The organism is Microbacterium phycohabitans, assembly GCF_032464935.1.
In the GTDB taxonomy this organism is placed as follows: Bacteria; Actinomycetota; Actinomycetes; order Actinomycetales; family Microbacteriaceae; genus Microbacterium; species Microbacterium phycohabitans.
Genome location: NZ_JAWDIT010000002.1, coordinates 168,368 through 189,500 on the forward strand (window position 1 = coordinate 168,368; position 21,133 = coordinate 189,500).

At 70.4% G+C, this 21,133-nt stretch carries 16 protein-coding genes; 9 read left to right on the plus strand and 7 right to left on the minus strand.

The genetic code is table 11. From position 1 onward, the window contains the following. Positions 1-53: 53 nt before the first annotated feature. Positions 54-581, plus strand: coding sequence for a MarR family winged helix-turn-helix transcriptional regulator (locus tag RWH44_RS05225; protein ID WP_298876185.1), 528 nt, complete (start codon positions 54-56; stop codon positions 579-581). 103 nt (positions 582-684) lie between these two features. Here RWH44_RS05225 and RWH44_RS05230 read toward each other — a convergent pair whose 3' ends face one another. The 3 genes from RWH44_RS05230 to RWH44_RS05240 all read right to left on the minus strand — a co-directional run bounded on the left by RWH44_RS05230 (position 685) and on the right by RWH44_RS05240 (position 3,858). Next, positions 685-1,473, minus strand: coding sequence for an enoyl-CoA hydratase-related protein (locus RWH44_RS05230; RefSeq protein ID WP_316003745.1), 789 nt, complete (start codon positions 1,471-1,473; stop codon positions 685-687). A gap of 217 nt (positions 1,474-1,690) precedes the next feature. Then, a complete protein-coding gene (locus tag RWH44_RS05235) occupies positions 1,691-2,869 on the minus strand; it encodes an acyl-CoA dehydrogenase family protein (protein ID WP_316003746.1) in 1,179 nt (392 codons plus the stop codon). Between the two features lie 269 nt (positions 2,870-3,138). Further along, positions 3,139-3,858, minus strand: a complete 720-nt coding sequence (locus RWH44_RS05240; RefSeq protein WP_316003747.1) for a VIT1/CCC1 transporter family protein — start codon at positions 3,856-3,858, stop codon at positions 3,139-3,141. 260 nt (positions 3,859-4,118) lie between these two features. Here RWH44_RS05240 and RWH44_RS05245 point away from each other — a divergent pair, with 260 nt between their 5' ends. The 7 genes from RWH44_RS05245 to RWH44_RS05275 all read left to right on the plus strand — a co-directional run bounded on the left by RWH44_RS05245 (position 4,119) and on the right by RWH44_RS05275 (position 15,682). Further along, entirely contained in the window at positions 4,119-5,144 is a 1,026-nt protein-coding gene (locus tag RWH44_RS05245) for a LacI family DNA-binding transcriptional regulator (protein ID WP_316003748.1), read from the plus strand. A gap of 94 nt (positions 5,145-5,238) precedes the next feature. Next, positions 5,239-6,531 carry an ABC transporter substrate-binding protein gene (locus tag RWH44_RS05250; RefSeq protein WP_316003749.1) on the plus strand — a complete coding sequence of 431 codons (1,293 nt, stop codon included), beginning with the start codon at positions 5,239-5,241 and terminating at the stop codon, positions 6,529-6,531. A 65-nt stretch (positions 6,532-6,596) separates the two neighbouring features. Continuing rightward, positions 6,597-7,481 (plus strand): carbohydrate ABC transporter permease, encoded by an 885-nt coding sequence (locus tag RWH44_RS05255; protein ID WP_316003750.1) that lies wholly within the window; start codon positions 6,597-6,599, stop codon positions 7,479-7,481. Between the two features lie 5 nt (positions 7,482-7,486). Continuing rightward, positions 7,487-8,383: a carbohydrate ABC transporter permease gene (locus RWH44_RS05260; protein WP_316003751.1), complete on the plus strand. Its 897-nt coding sequence runs from the start codon at positions 7,487-7,489 to the stop codon at positions 8,381-8,383. Then, entirely contained in the window at positions 8,380-9,420 is a 1,041-nt protein-coding gene (locus tag RWH44_RS05265) for an NAD(P)-dependent alcohol dehydrogenase (RefSeq protein ID WP_316003752.1), read from the plus strand. The genes RWH44_RS05260 and RWH44_RS05265 overlap by 4 nt, the downstream gene beginning before the upstream one ends. Next, on the plus strand, positions 9,417-12,002 hold the full coding sequence (locus RWH44_RS05270; RefSeq protein WP_316003753.1) for a family 78 glycoside hydrolase catalytic domain: 2,586 nt from the start codon (positions 9,417-9,419) through the stop codon (positions 12,000-12,002). The genes RWH44_RS05265 and RWH44_RS05270 overlap by 4 nt, the downstream gene beginning before the upstream one ends. A gap of 194 nt (positions 12,003-12,196) precedes the next feature. After that, positions 12,197-15,682, plus strand: coding sequence for a choice-of-anchor I family protein (locus tag RWH44_RS05275; RefSeq protein ID WP_316003754.1), 3,486 nt, complete (start codon positions 12,197-12,199; stop codon positions 15,680-15,682). A gap of 78 nt (positions 15,683-15,760) precedes the next feature. Here the strand turns inward: RWH44_RS05275 and RWH44_RS05280 are convergent, their stop codons facing one another. Next, on the minus strand, positions 15,761-16,474 hold the full coding sequence (locus tag RWH44_RS05280) for a Type 1 glutamine amidotransferase-like domain-containing protein (protein WP_316003755.1): 714 nt from the start codon (positions 16,472-16,474) through the stop codon (positions 15,761-15,763). Between the two features lie 109 nt (positions 16,475-16,583). Here RWH44_RS05280 and RWH44_RS05285 point away from each other — a divergent pair, with 109 nt between their 5' ends. Then, the gene (locus tag RWH44_RS05285) at positions 16,584-17,012 is read left to right on the plus strand and encodes a GNAT family N-acetyltransferase (protein WP_316003756.1); all 429 of its coding nucleotides are present in this window, start codon (positions 16,584-16,586) and stop codon (positions 17,010-17,012) included. A 260-nt stretch (positions 17,013-17,272) separates the two neighbouring features. On the opposite strand, the gene RWH44_RS05290 is transcribed toward RWH44_RS05285, so the two are convergent. The 3 genes from RWH44_RS05290 to prpB all read right to left on the minus strand — a co-directional run bounded on the left by RWH44_RS05290 (position 17,273) and on the right by prpB (position 21,011). Continuing rightward, positions 17,273-18,451: a thiolase family protein gene (locus RWH44_RS05290; RefSeq protein ID WP_316003757.1), complete on the minus strand. Its 1,179-nt coding sequence runs from the start codon at positions 18,449-18,451 to the stop codon at positions 17,273-17,275. Then, on the minus strand, positions 18,451-19,905 hold the full coding sequence (locus RWH44_RS05295) for a citrate/2-methylcitrate synthase (RefSeq protein WP_316003758.1): 1,455 nt from the start codon (positions 19,903-19,905) through the stop codon (positions 18,451-18,453). Before RWH44_RS05295 ends, RWH44_RS05290 begins: the two co-directional genes overlap by 1 nt. Positions 19,906-20,111: 206 nt before the next feature. Then, on the minus strand, positions 20,112-21,011 hold the full coding sequence (gene prpB / locus RWH44_RS05300) for a methylisocitrate lyase (protein ID WP_316004264.1): 900 nt from the start codon (positions 21,009-21,011) through the stop codon (positions 20,112-20,114). Positions 21,012-21,133: the final 122 nt, after the last annotated feature.

Consider the following 21,133-nt stretch of genomic DNA (forward strand, 5'->3'; position numbering starts at 1 on the left):
GCGAGGGGGCCGCCGCGCCGCGTGAGCGGTACCGTGACAAGCGAGGAGGACCCATGACCCGACGACTGCCGGTCGACCCGATCGCCGAAGCCAAGCGCCAGTGGCTGGCGCACGGGTGGGACGACGCGGCCGACGGCATGACGGTCGTGACCTCGGTGATCCGCGCGCACCAGTTGCTCATGGCATCCATCGACCGGGCGCTGAAGCCCTTCGACCTGTCGTTCTCGCGCTTCGAGATGCTGCGGCTGCTCGCCTTCACGCGGGAGGGACGGATGCCGATGGCCAGCGCCATCGCGCGCCTGCAGGTGCATCCGACGAGCGTCACCAACACGGTCGAGCGCCTCGCGCGCGACGGGTACGTGACGCGCGAGCCGCACCCCACCGACGGGCGCGCCGCGCTGCTCGCGCTCACCGACGCGGGACGACGGCGGGTCGACGAGGCCACCGACGCGCTCAACGCCGTGTTCGCCGACCTCGGGCTCGACGACGACGACGCGACGGCGCTCGTGCGGATCATCGCGCGCTTCCGCAAGGGCGCCGGCGATTTCGCCGACCCCGCTCCGGTGCCCGACCCGCTCTGAGCCCCGAGGGGCGACGCGGTGCCCGCGCGCGGCCGACGGTCTCCCACGGGCACGCCGACGACCCGGGCGACGTCGTCGCCTGCACGGGCCGGGCGGAGGCGGGTCATCGGTGCGTGAACGACGGCGACCGCTTCTCGCGGAACGCCGCCATCCCCTCCTTTTGGTCGGCGGTGTCGAACAGCGAGGCGAACGCCTGCCGCTCGAAGCGCACGCCCTCGGCGAGCGTTGACTCGAGGGCGACATCGAGGGCCGCCTTGGCGGCGTAGAGCGCCGGCAGAGGCTTCTCGGCGATCGTGCGGGCGGTGCTCTCGGCCGCGTCGAGCAGCTCCGCCGCCGGCACCACGCGAGACACGAGGCCCGCGCGCTCCGCCTCGGCGGCGTCGATCATGCGCCCCGTGAGCACCAGCTCCGCGGCCTTGTAGTACCCGAGCGCACGCACGAGTCGCTGCGTCCCGCCCATCCCCGGGATCACGCCCAGCTGAACCTCGGGCTGACCGAACTTCGCCCGATCGGATGCCAGGATCACGTCGCACATGAGGGCGAGCTCGCATCCACCGCCCAGCGCGTAGCCCGACACCGCGGCGATCACGGGCGTGCGCACCGCGGCGAACCGCGCCCAGGCGCCGAAATGATCGGTGAGCATCATGTCGAGCCCCGACTTCTGCTCCATCTCCTTGATGTCGGCTCCGGCCGCGAACGCCTTCTCACTGCCCGTGACCACGATCGCCCCCACGCCTTCGTCGGCGTCGAACGCCTCGGCCGCGGCGACGACATCGCGCATGGTCTGCGTGTTGAGGGCGTTGAGCGCCTCGGGGCGGTCGAGGGTGATCCACCCGACGCGGCCCCGCTGTTCGACGCGGATTGTCTCGTACGCGGCATCCTGATCGGTCATGGTGCCTCCCGGGGTCTCGAATGATGGGCGGAGCGGTCGGTCCCGCCCTCGAATGCTCGCACGGACCCCCGACGTCGGCCGAGAGCCCTGCCATGCCGCGTCGGCGTGCCCGCTTCGCGCGACGCCCCCAGGCGGGTTCGGGGCGGATTTTGTCGTTCGGGGCGGCAATCTCACGCCCCAAGCGGCGGAATCCGCCCCGAACCGAGAAGACCGCACGTCAGGCCGCGAGGACGTTGCGTCCGACGATGAGCCGCATGATCTCGTTCGTCCCCTCGAGGATCTGGTGCACGCGCAGATCGCGCACGACCTTCTCGATGCCGTAGTCCTGGAGGTAGCCGTAACCGCCGTGCAGTTGGAGCGCCTCGTTGGCGACGCGGAAGCCGACGTCGGTCGCGAAGCGCTTGGCCATCGCGCAGCGGGTGGCGGCGTCGGGATCCCCGGCATCAAGGGCCTGGGCGGCGTCGCGCACGAGCAGACGCGCGGCGTCGAGCTCGGTGGCCATGTCGGCCACGGAGAAGATGACGGACTGCTTCTCGCTCAGGGCCTCGCCGAAGGTGAAGCGCTCGTGCACGTACGCGATCGCCCGGTCCAGCGCCCACCGCGCGCCCCCGAGGGAGCACGTGGCGATGTTCAGCCGTCCGCCGTTGAGGGCGGTCATCGCGATGGAGAACCCGCACCCCTCGCCGCCGAGCAGGTTCTCGGCCGGCACGCGCACCTCGTCGAGGATCACCGGACGGGTGGGTTGGGCGTTCCACCCCATCTTCCTCTCGTTCGGCCCGAAAGACAGGCCGGCGGAGTCCGCGGGGACGAGGAACGCGCTGATGCCACGCGCACCCGGCTCGCCCGTGCGCGCCATGACGACGTAGACCGACGCCTCTCCCGCGCCCGAGATGAACTGCTTGACGCCCGTCAGCACGTACGTGTCGCCGTGGCGGATCGCCGAGGTGGCGATGGCGGCGGCATCCGACCCCGCCCCCGGTTCGGTGAGGCAGTAGGCGCCGAGGTCGTCCATGGCGACCAGGGACGGCAGCCAGCGCTCCCGCTGGGCGGCGGTGCCGTAGGTGTCGATCATCCACGCGACCATGTTGTGGATCGTGATGTAGGCCGTGACGGTGGGGTCGCCGTAGGCGAGCTCCTCGAAGATCGCCACCGCGTCGGCCCGAGACAGCCCGGCGCCGCCCACGTCGTCGTTGACGTAGACGCCGCCGAGACCCAGCTCCCCCGCGCGGCGCAGCACGTCGCGGGGGAAATGCTTCTCGGCATCCCATTCGAGGGTGTGCGGGGCGAACTCGGTTGCCGCGAAGTCGCGGACGGCGTCGAGGATCGCGGCGCGCTCGTCGGAACTCAGGGTGCCGGTCGACGAGGCGTCGAGCGCGGGAGCAGGGGTGGTGTCCATGCGGCTCTCCTTCGTGAGGCGACGGCGTCGGCGCTCTCGCCAGATTACCTGGACGTCCTACTAATTGATAGGCCTCACGACTACCACGCCGCGATAAACGCCATTCCTCTCGGGAAACGCGGCAGCACAGCGTTTCTCACCCGGAACGGCGTTTATCGGCGGCGCTCACGCCGCGAGTGGCACCGCCGGTCCCCGCGGAGCAGCGTTCACCCGCGACGAGCAGCGTTCACCCGCGCGGAGCAGCACTCGCACGCAGGGAGCCGCGGCCTTTACCCGGCCGACACCCCGAAGAGCGCGCCGACGGCGTAGGTCGCCGCGAGCGCGAGCGCCCCGCCGATGACGGTGCGCAACACCGCCCGGCCTCGCCGCGCCCCGCCGATGTACGCCGCGACGTAACCGGTGACGGCGAGGGCGATGAGCACGGCGACGAACGTCAGCGCGACCCGGATCTCCACCGGCGCCAAGAGGATCGTCGCGAGCGGCAGCAGGGCGCCGACCGTGAACGCCACGGCCGAGGCGAACGCCGCGGCCCACGGGCTCACCACGTCGTCGGCGTCGATGTTCAACTCGACCGACAAATGGGCCTTCAGAGCATCGGATGCCGTGAGCTCGACGGCCACGCGGGTCGCGGTCTCGCGCGAGAGGCCCTGCGCCTCGTAGAGCCCCACCAACTCGGCGAGCTCGGCCTCGGGATCGTCGGCGAGCTCTCGACGTTCCTTCTGGATGAGCGCGTGCTCGCTGTCGCGCTGGCTCGACACCGAGACGTACTCTCCCAGTGCCATCGAGATCGCCCCTCCGACGAGGGCGGCCAGGCCCGCGATGAGCACGGGACCGGTGTCGCTCGTGGCTCCCGCGACGCCGACCACGACCGCGGCCGTCGAGACGATGCCGTCGTTCGCGCCGAGGACCCCGGCGCGGAGCCAGTTCAAGCGCTGCGACAAGCCCTGGCGGTGCGGTTCGTCGGGATGGGCGCCGTTCGCGGTGGTCATGGCGAAAGGGTAGCGCCGGCCGCCGACGCGCGGACGCCCCTCGATGGACCCGCCGTTCCACCCCGACGGCCCCGCCCGGACCCACCCCTTCGCGCGAGGCGACCCTCCGGCCGCGGGCCGCCCGAGTATGCCGTCACGAACGACCCGAGACACGCGGACGGAGGATTGAAGCGCATCAACCCCGCCCGCAGATCCGCTAGCATCCAACCAGGACGAGGGCAGCCGAAGGGGGCGCGGTGCAGCAGAGGCGGACCCCCAGCATGACCGACGTCGCCCGCGCAGCGGGCGTGGCCATCGGCACCGTCTCCAACGTCCTGAACCATCCCGACAAAGTCGCGCCGGCCACCCTGGAGCGCGTTCAGGGAGCGATCGCCCAGCTCGGCTTCGTGCGCAACACCAATGCGCAGCAACTCGCCGCGGGCCGCTCTCGCAGCATCGGCCTCGTGGTGATCGACATCAGCAACTCGCTCTTCGTCGACATCGCGCGAGGCGCGCAGCGCTACGCCACCGAGCTGTCGATGAACGTCCTCGTCGCCAACAGCGACAATCGGATCGATCAACAGCGGGCCGATCTCGATTTCTTCGACGGCGCCCGCGTGGGCGGCATCCTGCTGGCCCCGATGGAAGACGCCGGCGACGACGTCGCCCGCATCCGCACGCACGGCCGTCCCACGATCATGTTGAACTACGACACCGGCCGCAACGACTGCTGCCAGGTGCTCGTCGACAACGAAGAGGTCGGCTACCTCGCAGCCCGGCACCTCATCGAGATCGGCCGGACGAGACTGGCGTTCGTTGGGGGTCGGGACTATCTCCAACCCGTGGCGCTGCGTCGGCGGGGCGTGCGCCGTGCCGTCGCCGAGGAGAACGGTCGCGTCACCTTGCAGGAGATTCCGACCGAGAACCTGGATCCCCCGGGCGGCCTCCGGGCCGGCGAGGAACTCGCGCCCCAGGTGCGGGACGGACGCCTCGACGGGGTGATCGCGGTGACCGACCTCCTGGCGATGGCCCTCATCCAGGTGTTCGGCGCCGAGGGGATCGCGGTCCCGGGCGACGTCGCGGTCATGGGATGCGACCACAACTCCGCCGCCTGGGGCGGGATGATTCCGCTGACGTCGGTGCAGATGCAGGGGATCGATATGGGGCGGGAGGGTGTCCGCCTCCTGCTCGCCGAGCTCGGTGAGGACCCGGCCACGCACGAGCACGTGACAACGGTCCTCCGCCCGGAGCTCGTCGTGCGCGAGAGCACGGTGGGTCGCTCCGCGATATCCGCCGCCTCGGTCTGAAGCGTTTCAAAATTTTCCTTGACGCCCTCCGGGCGGGCCTGCATAATCCTCTTGAAGCGCTTCAATGGAAGAGGCGCATTTTCGAGGAGGAAAAGTGTCCACAGCATCCACGCGCTCGCGGCGCGCTGTCGCCGCCGTCGCGACCGGCGCAGCCGGCCTGCTCGCATTGACGGCCTGTGCTGGAGGCGGCGGCTCTGCCGGTGGCTCCTCGTTCTCCTTCCTGGTGAATCAGGAGAACACCACGATCCCCGAACTGCTGACGAGCCTGAGCGAAGACCAGTGCAAGGCCGAGAACGATGCCCAGCCGCTGCAGGTCGAGACCGTCCCGCAGACCCAGCTCGACCAGAAGCTGCAGCTGCTCGCCGGACAGAGCGCGCTGCCCACCCAGTACGCCGCGGGCAACGCACCCGCGCTCACCAAAGAGCTCGCCCAGGGCGGGCAGGTTCTCGACCTGCAGAAGACCCTCACCGACCTCGGCGTCATCGATCAGATCGAGCCGGCGGCCATCTCGACGATCGAGCAGCTGTACGGCGGCTTCAACGTGCTGCCGTACCAGTACAACATCGAGGGGATCTGGTACAACAAGCAGATCCTCGCCGACAACGACATCGACGTGCCCACCACGTGGACGGAGCTGACGGCGGATGCCGCGAAGCTCCAGGGCGCGGGTGTCCAGCCCTTCTCCGCCTCGGGTGAGCAGGGGTGGCCCCTCACGCGCCTCATCAGCGGCTACCTCTTCCGCGACCTCGGACCGGACGCTCTGCAGAAGGTCGCCGACGGTGAGGCCAAGCTCACCGATCCGGAGTACGTGGCCGCGGCCCAGGCGATCGCCGACCTCGGCGCGGCGGGTTCGTTCGGCCAGGGTGTCGGATCGATCGACTACGACACGGCGTTCAACACTTTCCTGACCGGGAAGGCCGCGTTCTTCTACATGGGCAGCTGGGCTCTGGCGAACTTCGCCGACCCGACGGCGAATCAGATCGGCTCCGAGAACATCGGCTTCATGCCGTTCCCCGACGTGACGGGCGGTGCGGGCGACTCGAGCCAGACGCCGGCGAACGTCGGCCTGCCGATGGCGTTGTCGCAGAAGGCGTACACCGACAACACGGGCAAGTGGCTCACCTGCATCGCGAACAACTACGGAGCGGAGTCGCTCTCCGAGGCCGACACCATCTCGGGCTTCAAGGTCAATGGAGATGTGCAGGTCGACGATCTGACCGCGCTCGTCCAGGATCGGATCGCCTCCACGCAGGAGTCCGTGCTGTGGTTCGAGGCGCTCTTCAACGCCAAGGCCACCGAGACGAGCCAGAAGAACGCGGCTCAGCTGGTGACCGGCGCCATCTCGGCGCAGGACTTCATGAGCCTGGTCCAGAACGACCTGGGCTGACGCCCTCCACGGACGGGGGTCGCTCCGGCGACCCCCGTCCGTCGTCTCACCCCGAAGGAACATCCATGAACAACGTCCTCGGCGACAAGCGGGCCATCGCCCTCCTGCTCGGCCCCGCGCTGCTCGTCTACAGCCTGGTGATGCTGATCCCGGTGGTCTGGTCGCTCGGCTACACCCTCTTCGAAGGGAACGCGATCTCCGGATTCACCTTCGTGGGCGTCGACAACCTCACCCGGCTCTTCGGCGACGCCCGTGTCGGTGAGGCCCTGCGCTTCACCCTCCTCTATGCCGTCATCATCACCGCGGGTCAGGTGCTGTTGGGCTACCTGCTGGCGCTCTTCTACGTCTTCGTCCTGCGCAACCGGGGAAGCGTGGTGAGGACTCTCGTGTTCTTCCCCGTCATCATCCCGACGGTGGCGGTCGCGCTGATGTTCCAGAAGCTCTTCGAGGTCGCGCCGCAGACCGGCCCGGTCAACGCGATGCTGAACCTCTTCGGCATCCCCTCGATCGACTGGTTCGGCAGCCCCGTCAGCGCGATCGTCGTGCTGGTCATCATGGACCTCTGGCGATCGATGGGGTTCTACGCCGTGCTCCTGTACACCGGGCTGCTGGACATCCCCGACGACATCATGGAGTCGGCTCGACTCGACGGGGCGTCCGGGTGGCGGATGGTGCGCAGCATCGTGCTCCCGCTGTCGTTGCCGGTGCTGCTGTCGTCGATCATCTTCTCCATCAACGGAACGCTGAAGGTCTTCGACTCGATCGTGGCCCTCACGAACGGCGGTCCCGGCACGGCGACGACGCCGCTGACCCTCTACATGTTCCAGACGTCCTTCAGCTACGGCGAATACGGCTACGGCGCATCGATCGCCCTGCTGTTGACCATCCTGTGCCTGATTGTGACCGTCTTCATCTTCCGGTCGTCTCGCCGCGACGTCACGAAGGGCTGATCCCCATGTCCACCGCCACGCTCCCGAAGACCCCCGAGCTCGAGTCGCGACCCCGCCGACGCCCGCCGGTGCGCCGATCGGCTCTTCGTCGTCTGCCCGGCTCGGTCCTCATCGCCCTGCTGGTCGCCATCGAGGTGCTCCCGCTCCTCTGGCTGCTGATGAACTCGTTCAAGAGCCAGGACGAATTCCTCAACGCCCCCACCTGGGCCCTGCCGCGAGCGCTGAACTTCCAGAACTACGCCGACGCGTGGGTGACCGGCAACATCGGTCAATACCTGGGCAACAGCGTCGCAGCGGTCTTCCCCGCGCTGTTCCTGATGCTCTTCCTCGGCGTCGCCGCGGGATTCGTGCTCGAGGTCATGGTGTTCAAGGGGCGGGCGGGAATCCTCCTCCTCTTCCTCGCCGGGATCATGGTGCCCGGGCAGATGATCCTGCTGCCTCTGTTCTCCGTCTACTTCCAAGCCGGGCTGACCGGCTCGCTCTGGCCGCTCATCATCACCTACACGGCGACGGGCCTTCCGCTGACGGTGTTCATGATGGCCACGTACTTCCGGGCCATTCCTCGCGAGGTCTTCGAGGCCTCGACACTCGACGGCGCGTCGATCTTCCGGTCCTTCTTCTCCGTCGCGCTGCCGATGGCGCGGAACTCCATCGTCACGGTGGGGCTGGTGCAGTTCTTCTTCTTCTGGAACGACCTGCTCATCGCGCTCACGTTCACCAACTCGTCGCAGCTCCGGACCGTCCAGGTGGGCTTGCTGAACTTCACCGGCCAGTTCGGGGCCACGCAGTACGGCCCGCTGTTCGCGGCCATCTGCATCAACGTCTTCGGGATTCTCGCCATCTACCTCGTCCTGAACCAGCGGATCATGGCGGGCCTGGCCAGCGGGGCGGTGAAGGGGTGACCGCGCCGACCCATCTCCGTGCGGCCGTCATGACCGGCGTCGACGCCACCACCGTCGAACGACGGACGATCCCGATGCCCGGCCCCCTCGAGGTGCTCGTCGAGGTGCGTTCCGTGGGTGTCTGCGGTTCGGACGTCCACTGGTACCGCGACGGACGCATCGGCTCCACCTGGGTCACGGACCCCCTCGTCCTCGGACACGAAGCATCGGGCGTGATCATCGCCGTCGGCAGCGATGTGCCGCAGGCGCGGGTCGGTGCGCGGGTCGCCATCGAACCCGGAGTGCCTTGCGGCCGGTGCGAACAGTGCCGGCGTGGGCGGTACAACCTCTGTCCGGACGTGCGGTTCTTCGCTACACCCCCCGTCGACGGGGCGTTCGCCACCCACGTGATCATCGCCTCGGACTTCGCGCACGACGTGCCGGAGAACCTTGACGACGACGAAGCAGCGCTCATCGAACCGCTCGCCGTGGCTCTGTGGGCCGTTCGCAAATCGGCGGTCGGACTCGGCGATCGCGTGCTGATCAGCGGCGCCGGACCCGTGGGGCTCCTCGCTCTGCAGGTCGCGCGGGCCGCGGGAGCGACCGTCGTCGTCAGTGACGTCTCATCCGAACGCCTCGCCGTCGCGCGAGAACTCGGCGCGGGGCTCACGGTGAACGTCTCCTCCGAGGATCTTCCCGGCGATTTCACCGCTCTCGTGGAATGCTCCGGGTCGCCTGCGGCGGTCGCCGCGGGGGTCACCGCACTGGCCCCCGCGGGGCGAGCCGTGCTGGTGGGGATGGCGCCGGACGGCACGGTCACGCTCCCGCTCGATGTGATCCAGTCGCGCGAACTCGTCCTCACCGGCACGTTCCGCTACGCGAATCAGTACGTGGATGCCATCGCACTGGCCGCGAGCGGACGAGTCGACCTGCGTCGCCTGGTGACGAGCACGCACGCGCTGACCGACGTGCATCTCGCGCTCCAGCTCCCGGGGCGCGACCGCTCCACCCTCAAACCGATGATTCACCCGAAGCAGGATGAGACGACCCCCGCATGACCATCGACGTATCCCCCCTCACCTTCGAACATCTGCCCGGAGCACTCGGCATCGGCGTCCCCGAGCCGAGACTGTCGTGGAAGACCACGGCACCCGCGGGCTGGCGTCAGAGCGCGTACGAACTCGAGTTCCGCTCCGACGTACGGAGGGAGACGACAGGGCGAATCGACGCAGCGGAATCGGTGCTCGTGTCGTGGCCCTTCACCGCTCTCGGATCCCGCGACCGGGCGACGGTCCGCGTGCGCGTCCACGGAGTGGACGGCTCGGCATCCGAATGGTCGCCTCCCGCCGAGGTCGAGGCGGGCCTTCTCCATCCCTCCGATTGGACGGCGTCGGCTGTCGGCCCGGCGTGGGAGGAGGACGCGACGTCGTTGCGCCGGCCGCCGCGCGTGCGCCGGTCGCTCGACGTCGGGGGAGCCATCGCCCGCGCTCGGCTCTACGTCACCGCGCACGGGCTGTACGAGGTCGAGATCAACGGGCGACGAGTGGGCGACGATGCGCTCTCGCCCGGGTGGACGGTCTACGGTGAACGCCTCCGGTACTACACCTACGATGTCACCGCTCATCTGGCCGAGGGGTCGAACACGATCGCGGCGTGGCTGTCCGACGGCTGGTACCGCGGGCGCCTGGGATTCCACGGCGGATACCCCAACCTCTACGGCAGCGACATCGGTCTGATCGCGCAGCTCGAGATCGAGCACGTCGACGGAAGCCGCACGGTCATCGCCACGGATGACTCCTGGGAGGCGGCTCCCAGCCCGATCCTCAGCACCGGCCTCTACGAAGGCGAGTACTACGATGCCCGCGCGGATGCCGCGGAGTGGGCGGCAGCACCCGATCCCGTGTGGAGTCCCGTGCTGGTGACACCGGTCGAGCACGCGACGCTCGTCGCTCCGGAGGGCCCGCCGGTGCGTTGCACGGAGGAGCTCGAGCCCAGATCGATCACGCGGTCCGCATCCGGGGCCTGGATCCTGGACTTCGGTCAGAACATCTCGGGACGACTGCGCGTCGAGGTGGAAGCGGAATCGGGACGCGTCATCACCCTCCGGCACGCCGAGGTGCTTCAAGACGGCGAGTTGTACACGCGGCCTCTGCGAGGAGCCGCCGCGACCGATGTCCTGGTGACCGACGGCACCGCCCTCACCTGGGAGCCCCGATTCACCATCCACGGTTTCCGGTACGCGGAGATCGACGGGTGGCCCGGGGACATCGCGCCGGGATCGGTCGTGGCGCGGGTCTACCACACCGACATGACCCGCACGGGGTGGTTCGAGTCCTCGGATCCCCTGCTGAACCGCCTGCACGAGAACGTGCGATGGTCGATGCGCGACAACTTCGTCGACATCCCCACCGACTGCCCTCAGCGCGATGAACGACTCGGCTGGACCGGGGATCTCCAGGTCTTCGCGCCCGCCGCGTCCTACCTCTACGACTGCTCCGGGATGCTGCGCTCGTGGCTGCGCGACGTGGCGGTCGAGCAGCTGCCCGACGGCACGGTGCCCTGGTACGTGCCGGTCATCCCGGGTGGGGAGGAGTGGACCCCCATCCGGCCCGGAGCAGCGTGGGGAGACGTCGCGGTGCTGACGCCGTGGACCCTGTATCGGCAGTTCGGCGACGAGCAGATCCTCCGCGACCAGTACGACTCCGCGCGCCGGTGGGTGGATCTGATCCGTCGACTCGCCGGCCCCTCGCGCCTGTGGAACTCCGGCTTCCAGCTGGGGGACTGGCTGGACCCCGCGGCACCCCCGCACGACCCCGCGGACGCCACGACCGATCGCTACCTCGTCGCCACGGCGTACTTCGCCTGGTCGAGCCTGCACCTGTCGAAGACGGCCGCCGTCCTGGGCAAGGTGGAGGACGAGATCGCCTACAGCACTCTCGCCGCCGAGGTGAAGGCCGCGTTCCGCGCCGAGTACGTGGCGGCATCCGGTCTCCTCACCAGCGATGCGCAGACCGCGTACGCGTTGGCGATCGAATTCGACCTGGCCGCCGACGAGGATGAGCGACGACGGTGGGGGGCGCGCCTGGCCGAACTGGTCCGCACGGGCGGGAACCGCATCGCGACCGGTTTCGCCGGCACGCCCCTCATCACCGACGCCCTGACGAACTCGGGGCACGTGGACGCGGCATACGACCTGCTGCTGGAGCGTGAGTGCCCGTCGTGGATGTACACCGTGCTGTCGGGGGGAACCACGACGTGGGAGCGCTGGGACAGCCTGCTTCCCGATGGCACGGTGAATCCGGGCGGGATGACATCCTTCAACCACTTCGCACTGGGCGCCGTCGCGGACTGGATCCACCGCACCGTCGGCGGCCTCGCTCCCGCCGATGCGGGATACCGCCGGATCATCTTCGCGCCCCGACCGGGGGGCGGCCTCACGTTCGCGCGCACGGCCCACGAGACGCCCTACGGCCGTGCAGCGATCGAGTGGAGGGTCGTGGACGATGTCCTCACCGTCGACGTGACGGTCCCGACCGGTGCGACCGGGGTGATCCGTCTCCCCGACGATCGCGAGCTCGACATCGAGTCCGGGACCCACCGGGTGTCCCTTCCGCTCGCGCCCGTGCCGCAACCGATCTGACACGGTCCGGCGGAGGGCCCCGACCTGTCCTCGGGGCCCTCCGCTCGTCCTCCGGGGGGATCCGAGCGCGGTCGTTCGTGCTCTGTTCACCGCCGCGACACCGCCCGCAGGCAGACTCGGCCGCGACGCCGCCCCCGCGGCATCCCCGTGCCCGCCCCCGCGACGCACGCGCCCCCTGCCCCGAGGACACAGCCATGCCTTCGCCGTTCCTTCGCCGTACCGTCGCGCTCACCGCGACGACCGCGGCCGTCTGCGCGCTCGCCCTGTCGAGCGTCACCGCGGCCTCCGCCGCCCTCGTCCCCGACCCCGTGAGCGACGTCGCCGCCGGCAGCGCGGTCACCCTGCGCCCGCTCGGCACGTACGAGACCGGGGTGTTCGACCAGTCCGCCGCCGAGATCGTGCACGCGTACAAGAACCGCCTGTTCGTGGTCAACGCGCAGGCCGGCGCCGTCGAGGTCCTGGACAACAGCAACCCCGCCGCTCCGACGAAGCTCTACGACATCACGGGCACGGGAGTCGCCAACTCCCTCGCCGTGCGCGGCGACGGCCTCGGAGTCATCGCCCTCGAGGCGACCGAGAAGACCGCCCCCGGCCGTCTGGTGTTCTTCGACGCGGATGCCGCCGAGCCCACCGTGCTGGGAGAGGTCACCGTGGGTGCCCTGCCCGACATGGTGACGCTCACCGCCGACGGCACCGCCGCCGTGGTGGCGAACGAGGGCGAGCCGGCGGACGACTTCTCGGCCGACCCCGAGGGATCGGTCGGCATCGTCGCGCTCCCCGCCGGAAAAGCCGCCCCGGGCCAGGATGCCGTCCGCATCGCGGACTTCGCGGCCTTCGAGGAGGGCGGCTCGAAGACGCTCGACCCCGCCGTGCGCGTGTTCGGGCCCGACGTCGCCGCCCCCGATCAGGGCGACACCCCGCTCGCCGCCGATCGCGTGAGTCGCAACCTCGAGCCCGAGTACGTCGCCGTCGCCGGCGGGACCGCCTACGTCACGCTGCAGGAGGCGAACGCCCTCGCGGTTGTCGACCTCGCCTCGGCCGAGGTCACCGGCATCCGCCCCCTCGGCTTCAAGGACTACGGCGTCGAGACGCTCGATGCCAGTGACCGCGACCCCGAGGACGCCCCCACCTTCAGCGAGAAGAGCTACCCGGGCCTGTTCGGGATGTACATGCCCGACGGCATCGAGGCGTTCGAGGCCGAGGGCGAGACCTACCTCGTCACCGCGAACGAGGGCGACGGACGCGAGTGGGGCGAGTACAACGACACCGCTCGCGTCAAGGACCTCGGCGACGACGGCCTCGCGCCGGTGTGCGACGACAGCCCGCTCGCCGGCTCGCTCGACGACGCCGACCTGGGCCGCCTCAACGTCGCGACCGACATGGGTCTGAACGCCGACGGCACCTGCTACGACGAGCTGTACACCTTCGGCGGCCGCGGCTTCTCGGTGTGGAACACCGCCGGTGAGCAGGTCTTCGACTCCGGCCCCGACTTCGAGCGCATCACGCACGACGTCAACCCCGATTTCTTCAACTCGAACCACTCGGAGTCCAACCTGGAGGGGCGCAGCGACGACAAGGGCCCCGAGCCCGAGAGCCTCGCGATCGGTCAGGTCGACGGCCGCACCTACGCCTTCATCGGCCTCGAGCGCGTGGGCGGCGTGATGACGTACGACATCACCGACCCCGCGGACGCGACCTACGCCGGATATGTCAACAACCGCGACTTCTCGGTCTCGGTGGAGGATCAGCTGACCGGCGACGACAGCGCCGACCGCGAGCTGTTGTCGACGGCCGGCGACCTGGGCCCCGAGGGTGTGGAATTCATCTCCGCGGAGGACTCCCCCACCGGTCGGCCGCTCGTGGCAGTCGGCAACGAGGTCTCGGGCACCACGACCGTCTTCGCGGTCGAGGACCCGAACGTCACCGACATCGACATCCTCACCATCAACGACTTCCACGGTCGCCTCGAGGCCGGGTCGCAGGGCGAGGCCGGCGCCGCGGTGCTCGCGGGCGCGGTGAAGGCGAAGGAAGCGCAGAACCCGAATACGCTGTTCGTCTCGGCCGGCGACAACATCGGCGCCTCGACCTTCACCTCGCTCATCCAGGACGACTCCCCCACGATCGACACGCTGACGGCCTCGGGTCTGGACGTCTCGGCGGTGGGCAACCACGAGTTCGACCGCGGCTTCGCCGACCTGACCGACCGTGTGCTCCCCGAGTACGGCGGGGGCGAGTTCGGACTCGGCGCCAACGTCTACAAGAAGGGCACGAAGGAGCCCGCGCTGCAGGAGTACGCGGTCGAGGACATCGACGGCGTCCGCGTGGCCTTCATCGGCACCGTGACCCCCGACACCGCGACCATGGTCGACCCGGCCGGCATCGCGGGCCTGGACTTCGGCGACCAGCTCGAGGCCGCGAACCGCGTGGCCGACGAGATCACCGCCGGTGACCTCGCCGACGTCATCGTGCTGCTGACCCACTCGGGAGCCTCGACGTCGAACGACTGCGCGGCCATCGCGGCCGACCAGGCCGGGTTCGGCGCCCTCGCGGTGAACGCCTCCCCCGAGATCGACGCGATCGTGTCGGCCCACACGCACCAGACGTACGCGTGCGATCTGCCCGTGGCCGGCACCGACCGCACCCGCCCCGTGATCCAGGCGTCGGAGTACGGCAAGGCGATGGGTCAGCTGTCGCTCAGCTGGGACACGCGCGCCGACTCGCTGGCATCCATCTCGGGGACCACGTTCCCGCTCGCGGGCGCGGCGGCTCCGGACGCCGACATCGCGGCGAAGGTCGCGGAGTACGTCGCGCAGGCGGACGTCATCGGCGCGAAGCCGGTCGGGGAGATCAGCGGCGACATCCTGCGCGGTGGCACGCCGTCGGGCGCCGACCGCGGCGTCGAGTCGTCGATGGGCAACTGGGTCGCCGACGTGTACCTCTGGGCGACGTCGGAGAACCCCGCCTACGCCGGGACGAAGGCGCAGATCGCGCTGATGAACCCGGGCGGCCTGCGCGCCGACCTGCTGAAGGGCGATGACGGCGTGGTGACCTACAAGGAGGCGGCGCTCGTGCAGCCGTTCGCCAACACCCTGGTGACGGTGACGCTGACGGGTGAGCAGATCCGCGGCATCCTGAACGAGCAGTGGAAGGCCACGGGCGACCGGCCGAAGCTGCACCTGGGCGTGTCCGACGGCTTCACCTACACCTACACGCAGGACGCGGCGAACCCCCGCGTCGGTTCGGTCGTGTCGATGGCCTACCAGGGCCGCGCGATCGCCGACACCGACACGTTCACCGTGGTGACGAATTCGTTCCTCGCGAACGGCGGCGACGGGTTCCCGACCTTCGCGGCGGGGACCGCTCGCACCGACACCGGGCAGATCGACCTCGACGCGACGCTTTCGTACTTCGAGGCGACCGGCGTGGTCGACCCCGCACCGCTCGGCCGCGCGATCATCGCGTCGGACGTTACTCCGGAGCCGGGTCAGCCCAGCGCCGAGCCGACGCCGGTCCCCGCGCCGGGCCAGCCCGGCACGCAGCCCGGTCAGCCCGGTGCGCAGCCCGGCGGGTCCCTCGCCACGACCGGCGCCGAGGCGCCGTGGGGCCTCGCCCTCGCGGGCGGGTTCCTCGTGGTCGCGGGCGGCCTCGCGTTCGCCCTGCGGCGCCGCCGCACGGTCTGACGCCGGACACCGGAACGGCCCTCACCCTCGCGGGTGGGGGCCGTTCCCGTTCGCGCAGATCGCGTGGGACGCGGAGCCTCAGGCCCGGAGCACCTGAACGCGGACCCCGGATGCCGCGGACTCCACGCGCCACACCTGCCCGCTGCCCCGCACCGCCGGGACCGCCTGCGCCGAGATCACCAGGGCCGTGTGCTCATCGATCGCCACGCCGTCGGTGACGAGGCCCGCGTCGACCGCGGCGATCAGGCGCGACAGGGTGCCCCACTGGGCGGCGTGCACGTCGACGGCGAAGCCGAGGAGTCCGAGGCCCGGGCGCACCTCGAGCTCGCCGAGCTCTTCGCCCGCGTCCTCGGAGCAGACCTCGACGCCGCCGCGCAGCCAGCCCCCCACGAGCGCACGCTCCGCCGCGATCGCCGCTCCCGCCGAGAAGCCGGCGTACGGCATCCCCCCGGCCACCCGTTCGCGCAGCGCCTCCCGGACCACGCGGAAGGCAGCGTGATACGCCGGGGTCAGGCCGCCCCCGACGAACACGCCGTCGGCCTCGATCGCGGCCTCCCTGAAGTTCTCCCCCTCGACGATCGCGTGCACGTGGATCTCGTCGGATGCTGCTCCGGCGGCCTCGAGGACGCCGCGGAAGCGATCGACCGAGGCGTCGTCGTCGGCCTCGAGCACGAGCAGCAGGGCGATCACGGGACGCGCGTTCGCCCGCTCCCGCGCCTCGCTCACGAAGGTCTCCAGCAACGGTCCGCAGACGGCGGCATCGCGGCCGCCGCCGAGAAGGAACACACTCATGCGCCCAGTATCCCGGGCGCCCGCCTTCGCGTGAGTCGCCAGGTCCTGCCACCACGGGACGCCCGAAGGCGACACTTCGTGGCGACTCGCGCGGATCTAGGGTCGAGGGATGGAGTACCGTCTGCGCCCGGCCGTCGCCGCCGACATCGAGTGGCTCGTCGAGCTGCGCGCCGAGGTGCTGCGCGGCGACCTCGAACGCCTCGGCCGCTTCGACGCGCATCGTGTGCGGCAGCGGATGCGCGACGGCTTCCGTCCGGAGTGGACGCGCATCATCGTCGTCGACGGGGCGGATGCCGGTTCGATCACCGTCCGGCCCGACGGGGCCACCCGCTGGATCGAGCACTTCTACCTGGCATCCGCTCTGCAGGGTCGCGGCGTCGGCGGCGGGGTTCTGGCGCAGGTCCTCGCCGAAGCGCACGACGGCCCGACGCGCTTGAACGTGCTGCAGGGCAGCCCCGCGCGCCGCCTCTACGAGCGCGTCGGCTTCGCCCTGGACTCCGAGGACGAGGTCGACGTCTTCCTGTCCCTCGCCCCCTGACGCGCGCCGAGGCTCGACCGTCCCGCGGACCCCGAACCCGACACGCCGCCCCACAGCCCTTGCTCACGGCGTGTCACCGCCGACATCCGCACGACGGCACGCTCGGGTGTGGCGGCACCGACACCACCCGAACCGAACCGTCCCGCGGACCCCGAACCCGACACACCGCCCCACAGCCCTCGCTCACGGCGTGTCACCACCGACATCCGCACGACGGCACGCTCCGGCGCGGCGGCGCGACCGGTCGGGCGCGCCCCGGGTCAGTACCGCCGCAGCAGCGCGGCGAGGGCCTGGCCTCCGCCGATGCACATCGTCACGACCGCGTACTCGAGGTCGCGGCGATGCAGGTCGAGGGCCGCGCGGACGGTGAGGATCGCCCCGGTCGCGCCGACGGGATGGCCGAGGGCGATCGCGCCGCCGTACGGGTTGACCTTCTCGGGGTCGAGACCCGCGTCGCGGATCACGGCGACGGCCTGGGCGGCGAACGCCTCGTTCAGCTCGATGACGTCGACGTCGGCGGGGGTGAGACCCGTCTGCTCCCACAGGCGCTGCAGGGCGATGACCGGGGCGTAGCCCATGATCTCGGGGTCGACGCCGGCCGTCGTCACGGCCTCCAGGGTCGCGAGGCCCGACAACCCGCGCTCGCTCACGTCGTCTTCGCGCATGAGCACGGTCGCGGCGGCACCGTCGTTGATGCCCGAGGAGTTGCCGGCCGTGACCGACCCGTCCTTCTCGAAGGCCGGCCGCAAGCCCGCCAGCGCCTCCATCGTGGTTCCGGGGCGCGGGTGCTCGTCGACCGACACCTCAACGGGCTTCCGTCCGCCGGTGGTCACGGCCACGATCTCCTCCGCGAGCGCCGCGCGAGCGGCATCCGTCGCGGCCCGACGCTGGCTCTCGACGGCGAAGGCGTCCTGCTCCTCGCGCGAGACGGAGTACCGGGATGCCACCACCTCGGCCGTCGTGCCCATGTGCCGGCCGCTGAAGGGGTCGGTGAGGATCGCGAGGGTGCCGTCGAGCAGGGTGCGATCGCCGAGGCGCGCGTTGCCGCGGGCGCCGTACTCCAGGAAGGGCGTGCGTGACATGCTCTCGTCGCCGCCCGCGACGGCGACGTCGATGCCGCCCCAGCGCAGTTCTTGAGCTGCCGACCAGATCGCCTGCAGGCCCGAGCCGCACAGACGGTTGACGGTGAACGCGGGCACGCGCGTGGGAAGCCCCGCGGCGAGCGCGACCCGGCGGGCGTTGTAGGCGTCGGGACCGTTCTGGGCAATGCAGCCCATGACGACCTCGTCGACGGCATCCTTCTCGACCCCGGCCCGGGCCAGGGCCTCGGTCACGGCGACGGCGCCGAGCTCGTACGCGTCGACGCCCGCGAGCGCGCCCCCGAACGAGCCGATGGGCGTGCGGGCACCCGAGACGAGGACGATCCGCGGCTCGGACATCAGCCCGCCGCCTCCTTGGGACGCTCCTGCGCCTCGACGTCGGCGGCATCCGGCACGTATCCCTCGACGTGTCGCTCGTCGGGACCGACGTAGGCCGACAGCGGACGGATCAGCGCGTTGGAGGCCTGCTGCTCGCGCACGTGCGCCGTCCAGCCGGTCACGCGCGCGGCCACGAACAGGGGCGTGAAGGTGAGGGTGTCGAAGCCCATGAGGTCGTACGCCGGGCCGGAGGGGTAGTCGAGGTTGGGGTAGATGCCCTTGCGCTCCACGAACTGCGACTCGAGGGCGTCGTAGAGAGCGGCGACGTCGGGGCGGTCGTAGTGCGCCACGAGGGTGTCGAGGGCGGCCTTCATCGTGGGCACGCGGGAGTCGCCGCGCTTGTACACGCGGTGTCCGAAGCCCATGATCTTGCGCTTCTCGGCGAGCGCCGCATCGAGCCACGGGCCGACGTTCTCGGCCGAACCGATCTCGGTGAACACGTGCAGCACGGCCTCGTTCGCCCCGCCGTGCAGCGGTCCCTTGAGGGCGCCGATCGCGCCCGTGACGGCGGAGTACAGGTCACTGAGGGTCGAGGCGATGACGCGCGCGGTGAAGGTCGAGGCGTTGAAGGAGTGCTCCGCGTACAGGATCATCGACCGGTTGAACGCGTCGACGACGACGGGGTCGGGAACGGCCGAGGAACCCGAGCCCGCAGCCGCGGGCTCTGAGCCCGCCCCCGCGGGCCCCGAGCTCGCACCCGAGGACCCTGAGCTTGTCGAAGGGTCCGGCGCCGACGCACCCCCGGCGGCTTCGACAGGCTCAGCCCGCTCCGCCGAAGCCGAGCTCGCCCCCGAGGACCCCGAGCTCGCACCCGAGGACCCTGAGCTTGTCGAAGGGTCCGGCGCCGACGCACCCCCGGCGGCTTCGACAGGCTCAGCCCCCTCCGTCGGTGTGCAGATCTCCTCGCCGAACGTCATCCACAGGAAGTTCGCCGCGTAGTCGAGGTCGTCGCGGGGGTCGATCAGCTCCTGGCCCCGACGGCGGCGCTGGCCGTAGGCGACGACGGCGGGCAGTTGCGCCCACAGGCGGACGGACCGCTCGAGGTTCTCTTCGGGGGTACCCACGGCATCCATCACGTTCGAGATGCCCGCCGTCTCGCGCGCGCCGATCACGCTCACGGCGGTGCGCACCTCGTCCATCGGGTGGGCGCTCGTGGGCAGCAGGTCGATCGCGGCGCGGACGTCGTCGCTCAGGGCCCGGTGCCCGCGCTCGGTGCGACGCAGGGCGGCGAGCTGTGCGGCATCCGGAAGCTCCCCGTTCCACAGCAGGTACGCCACCGCCTCGAAAGGCTGGGTCGCGGCGAGCTCCTGCACGGGGTATCCGCGGTAGAGCAGGCTGTTCGTCTCGGGGTTCACCTTGCTGACGGCGGTCTCGTCGACGGTGACGCCGGCGAGACCCTTCTTGATGTCGGTCATCGTCTCTCCCTTGAGTCGTGCTCGGTCTTCATGCTGCCGGATTCGGTGGCGGCGGTGGTGCGGCGGCGGCCGCGAGGCGGACGTTGTCCCACTTATGGCCGGTTTGGCGCCCCCACACTGGCGATAAGTGGGACAAGGACCGACGTAAGGGGGACATGCTCCGCCATAAGTGGGACATGGTGGGCGGCCGGCAGCCGGTTCGCGCCTCAGCGCTCGACGGTGAAGTCGAACACCGAGGCGTCGAAGCGGGTGTAGCCCTCGTAGTCGATCAGGTCGTACAGGTCGGCGCGGTGCTGCATCTCGCCGAGCTGGTCGCGCAGATGACCCTCGGATGACAGGGCGTCCAGGCCCCGGCCCGCCGCTCCCATCGCGAGGCGCAGGAGCGATACCGGCCAGATGACGAGGTTCACCCCGGCATCCTGCAGCTGCCGCGTCGAGAACAACTCCGACTTCCCGAACTCGGTCATGTTCGCCAGGATCGGCACGTCCAGCGCGGTGCGCATCGCCTCGAACTCGCCGAGGTCGCGCATCGCCTCGGGGAAGATCGCGTCGGCGCCGGCATCGACCAGGGCTTTGGCGCGGTCGATCGCGGCATCCAGTCCCTCCACCGCGCGCACGTCGGTGCGCGCCATGATGAGGAAGTCCGGATCGCGCCGGGCGTCGACGGCGGCGCGGATGCGCTTGATCGCCGTGTCGGCATCCACGACGCTCTTGCCGTCGAGATGACCGCAGCGCTTCGGGTTGACCTGGTCCTCGATGTGGGTGCCGGCGAGGCCCGCGTCCTCCAGCGTCTGGATCGTGCGCGCGACGTTCATCGGCTCGCCGAACCCGGTGTCGGCGTCGATGATCGCGGGCAGCTCCGTCATGCGCGCGATCTGCTGGCCCCGGCCCGCGACCTCGGTGAGGGTCGTCAGCCCGATGTCGGGCAGCCCGAGGTCGGCCGAGATCACGGCGCCCGAGATGTAGACGCCGTCGAAGCCCTTGCGCTCGATGAGCCGGGCCGACAGCGGGTTGAAGGCCCCCGGCATCCGTACGAGCTCTCCGGATGCCAGCTTCTCGCGCAGCGCGCGCCGCTTCTGCTGTGCGGTGGTCTGGGCGTACAGCATCATTTCCCTCCCGTCGGGCGTGCACAACTCCGGCGAATCGTTCGGGCCGGGGCCGAGCCCCCGCGGAATCCCGCGGCAGCCGGCACCCGCCGACTCCGGAAATCCGGAGCTGTGCACAGCGC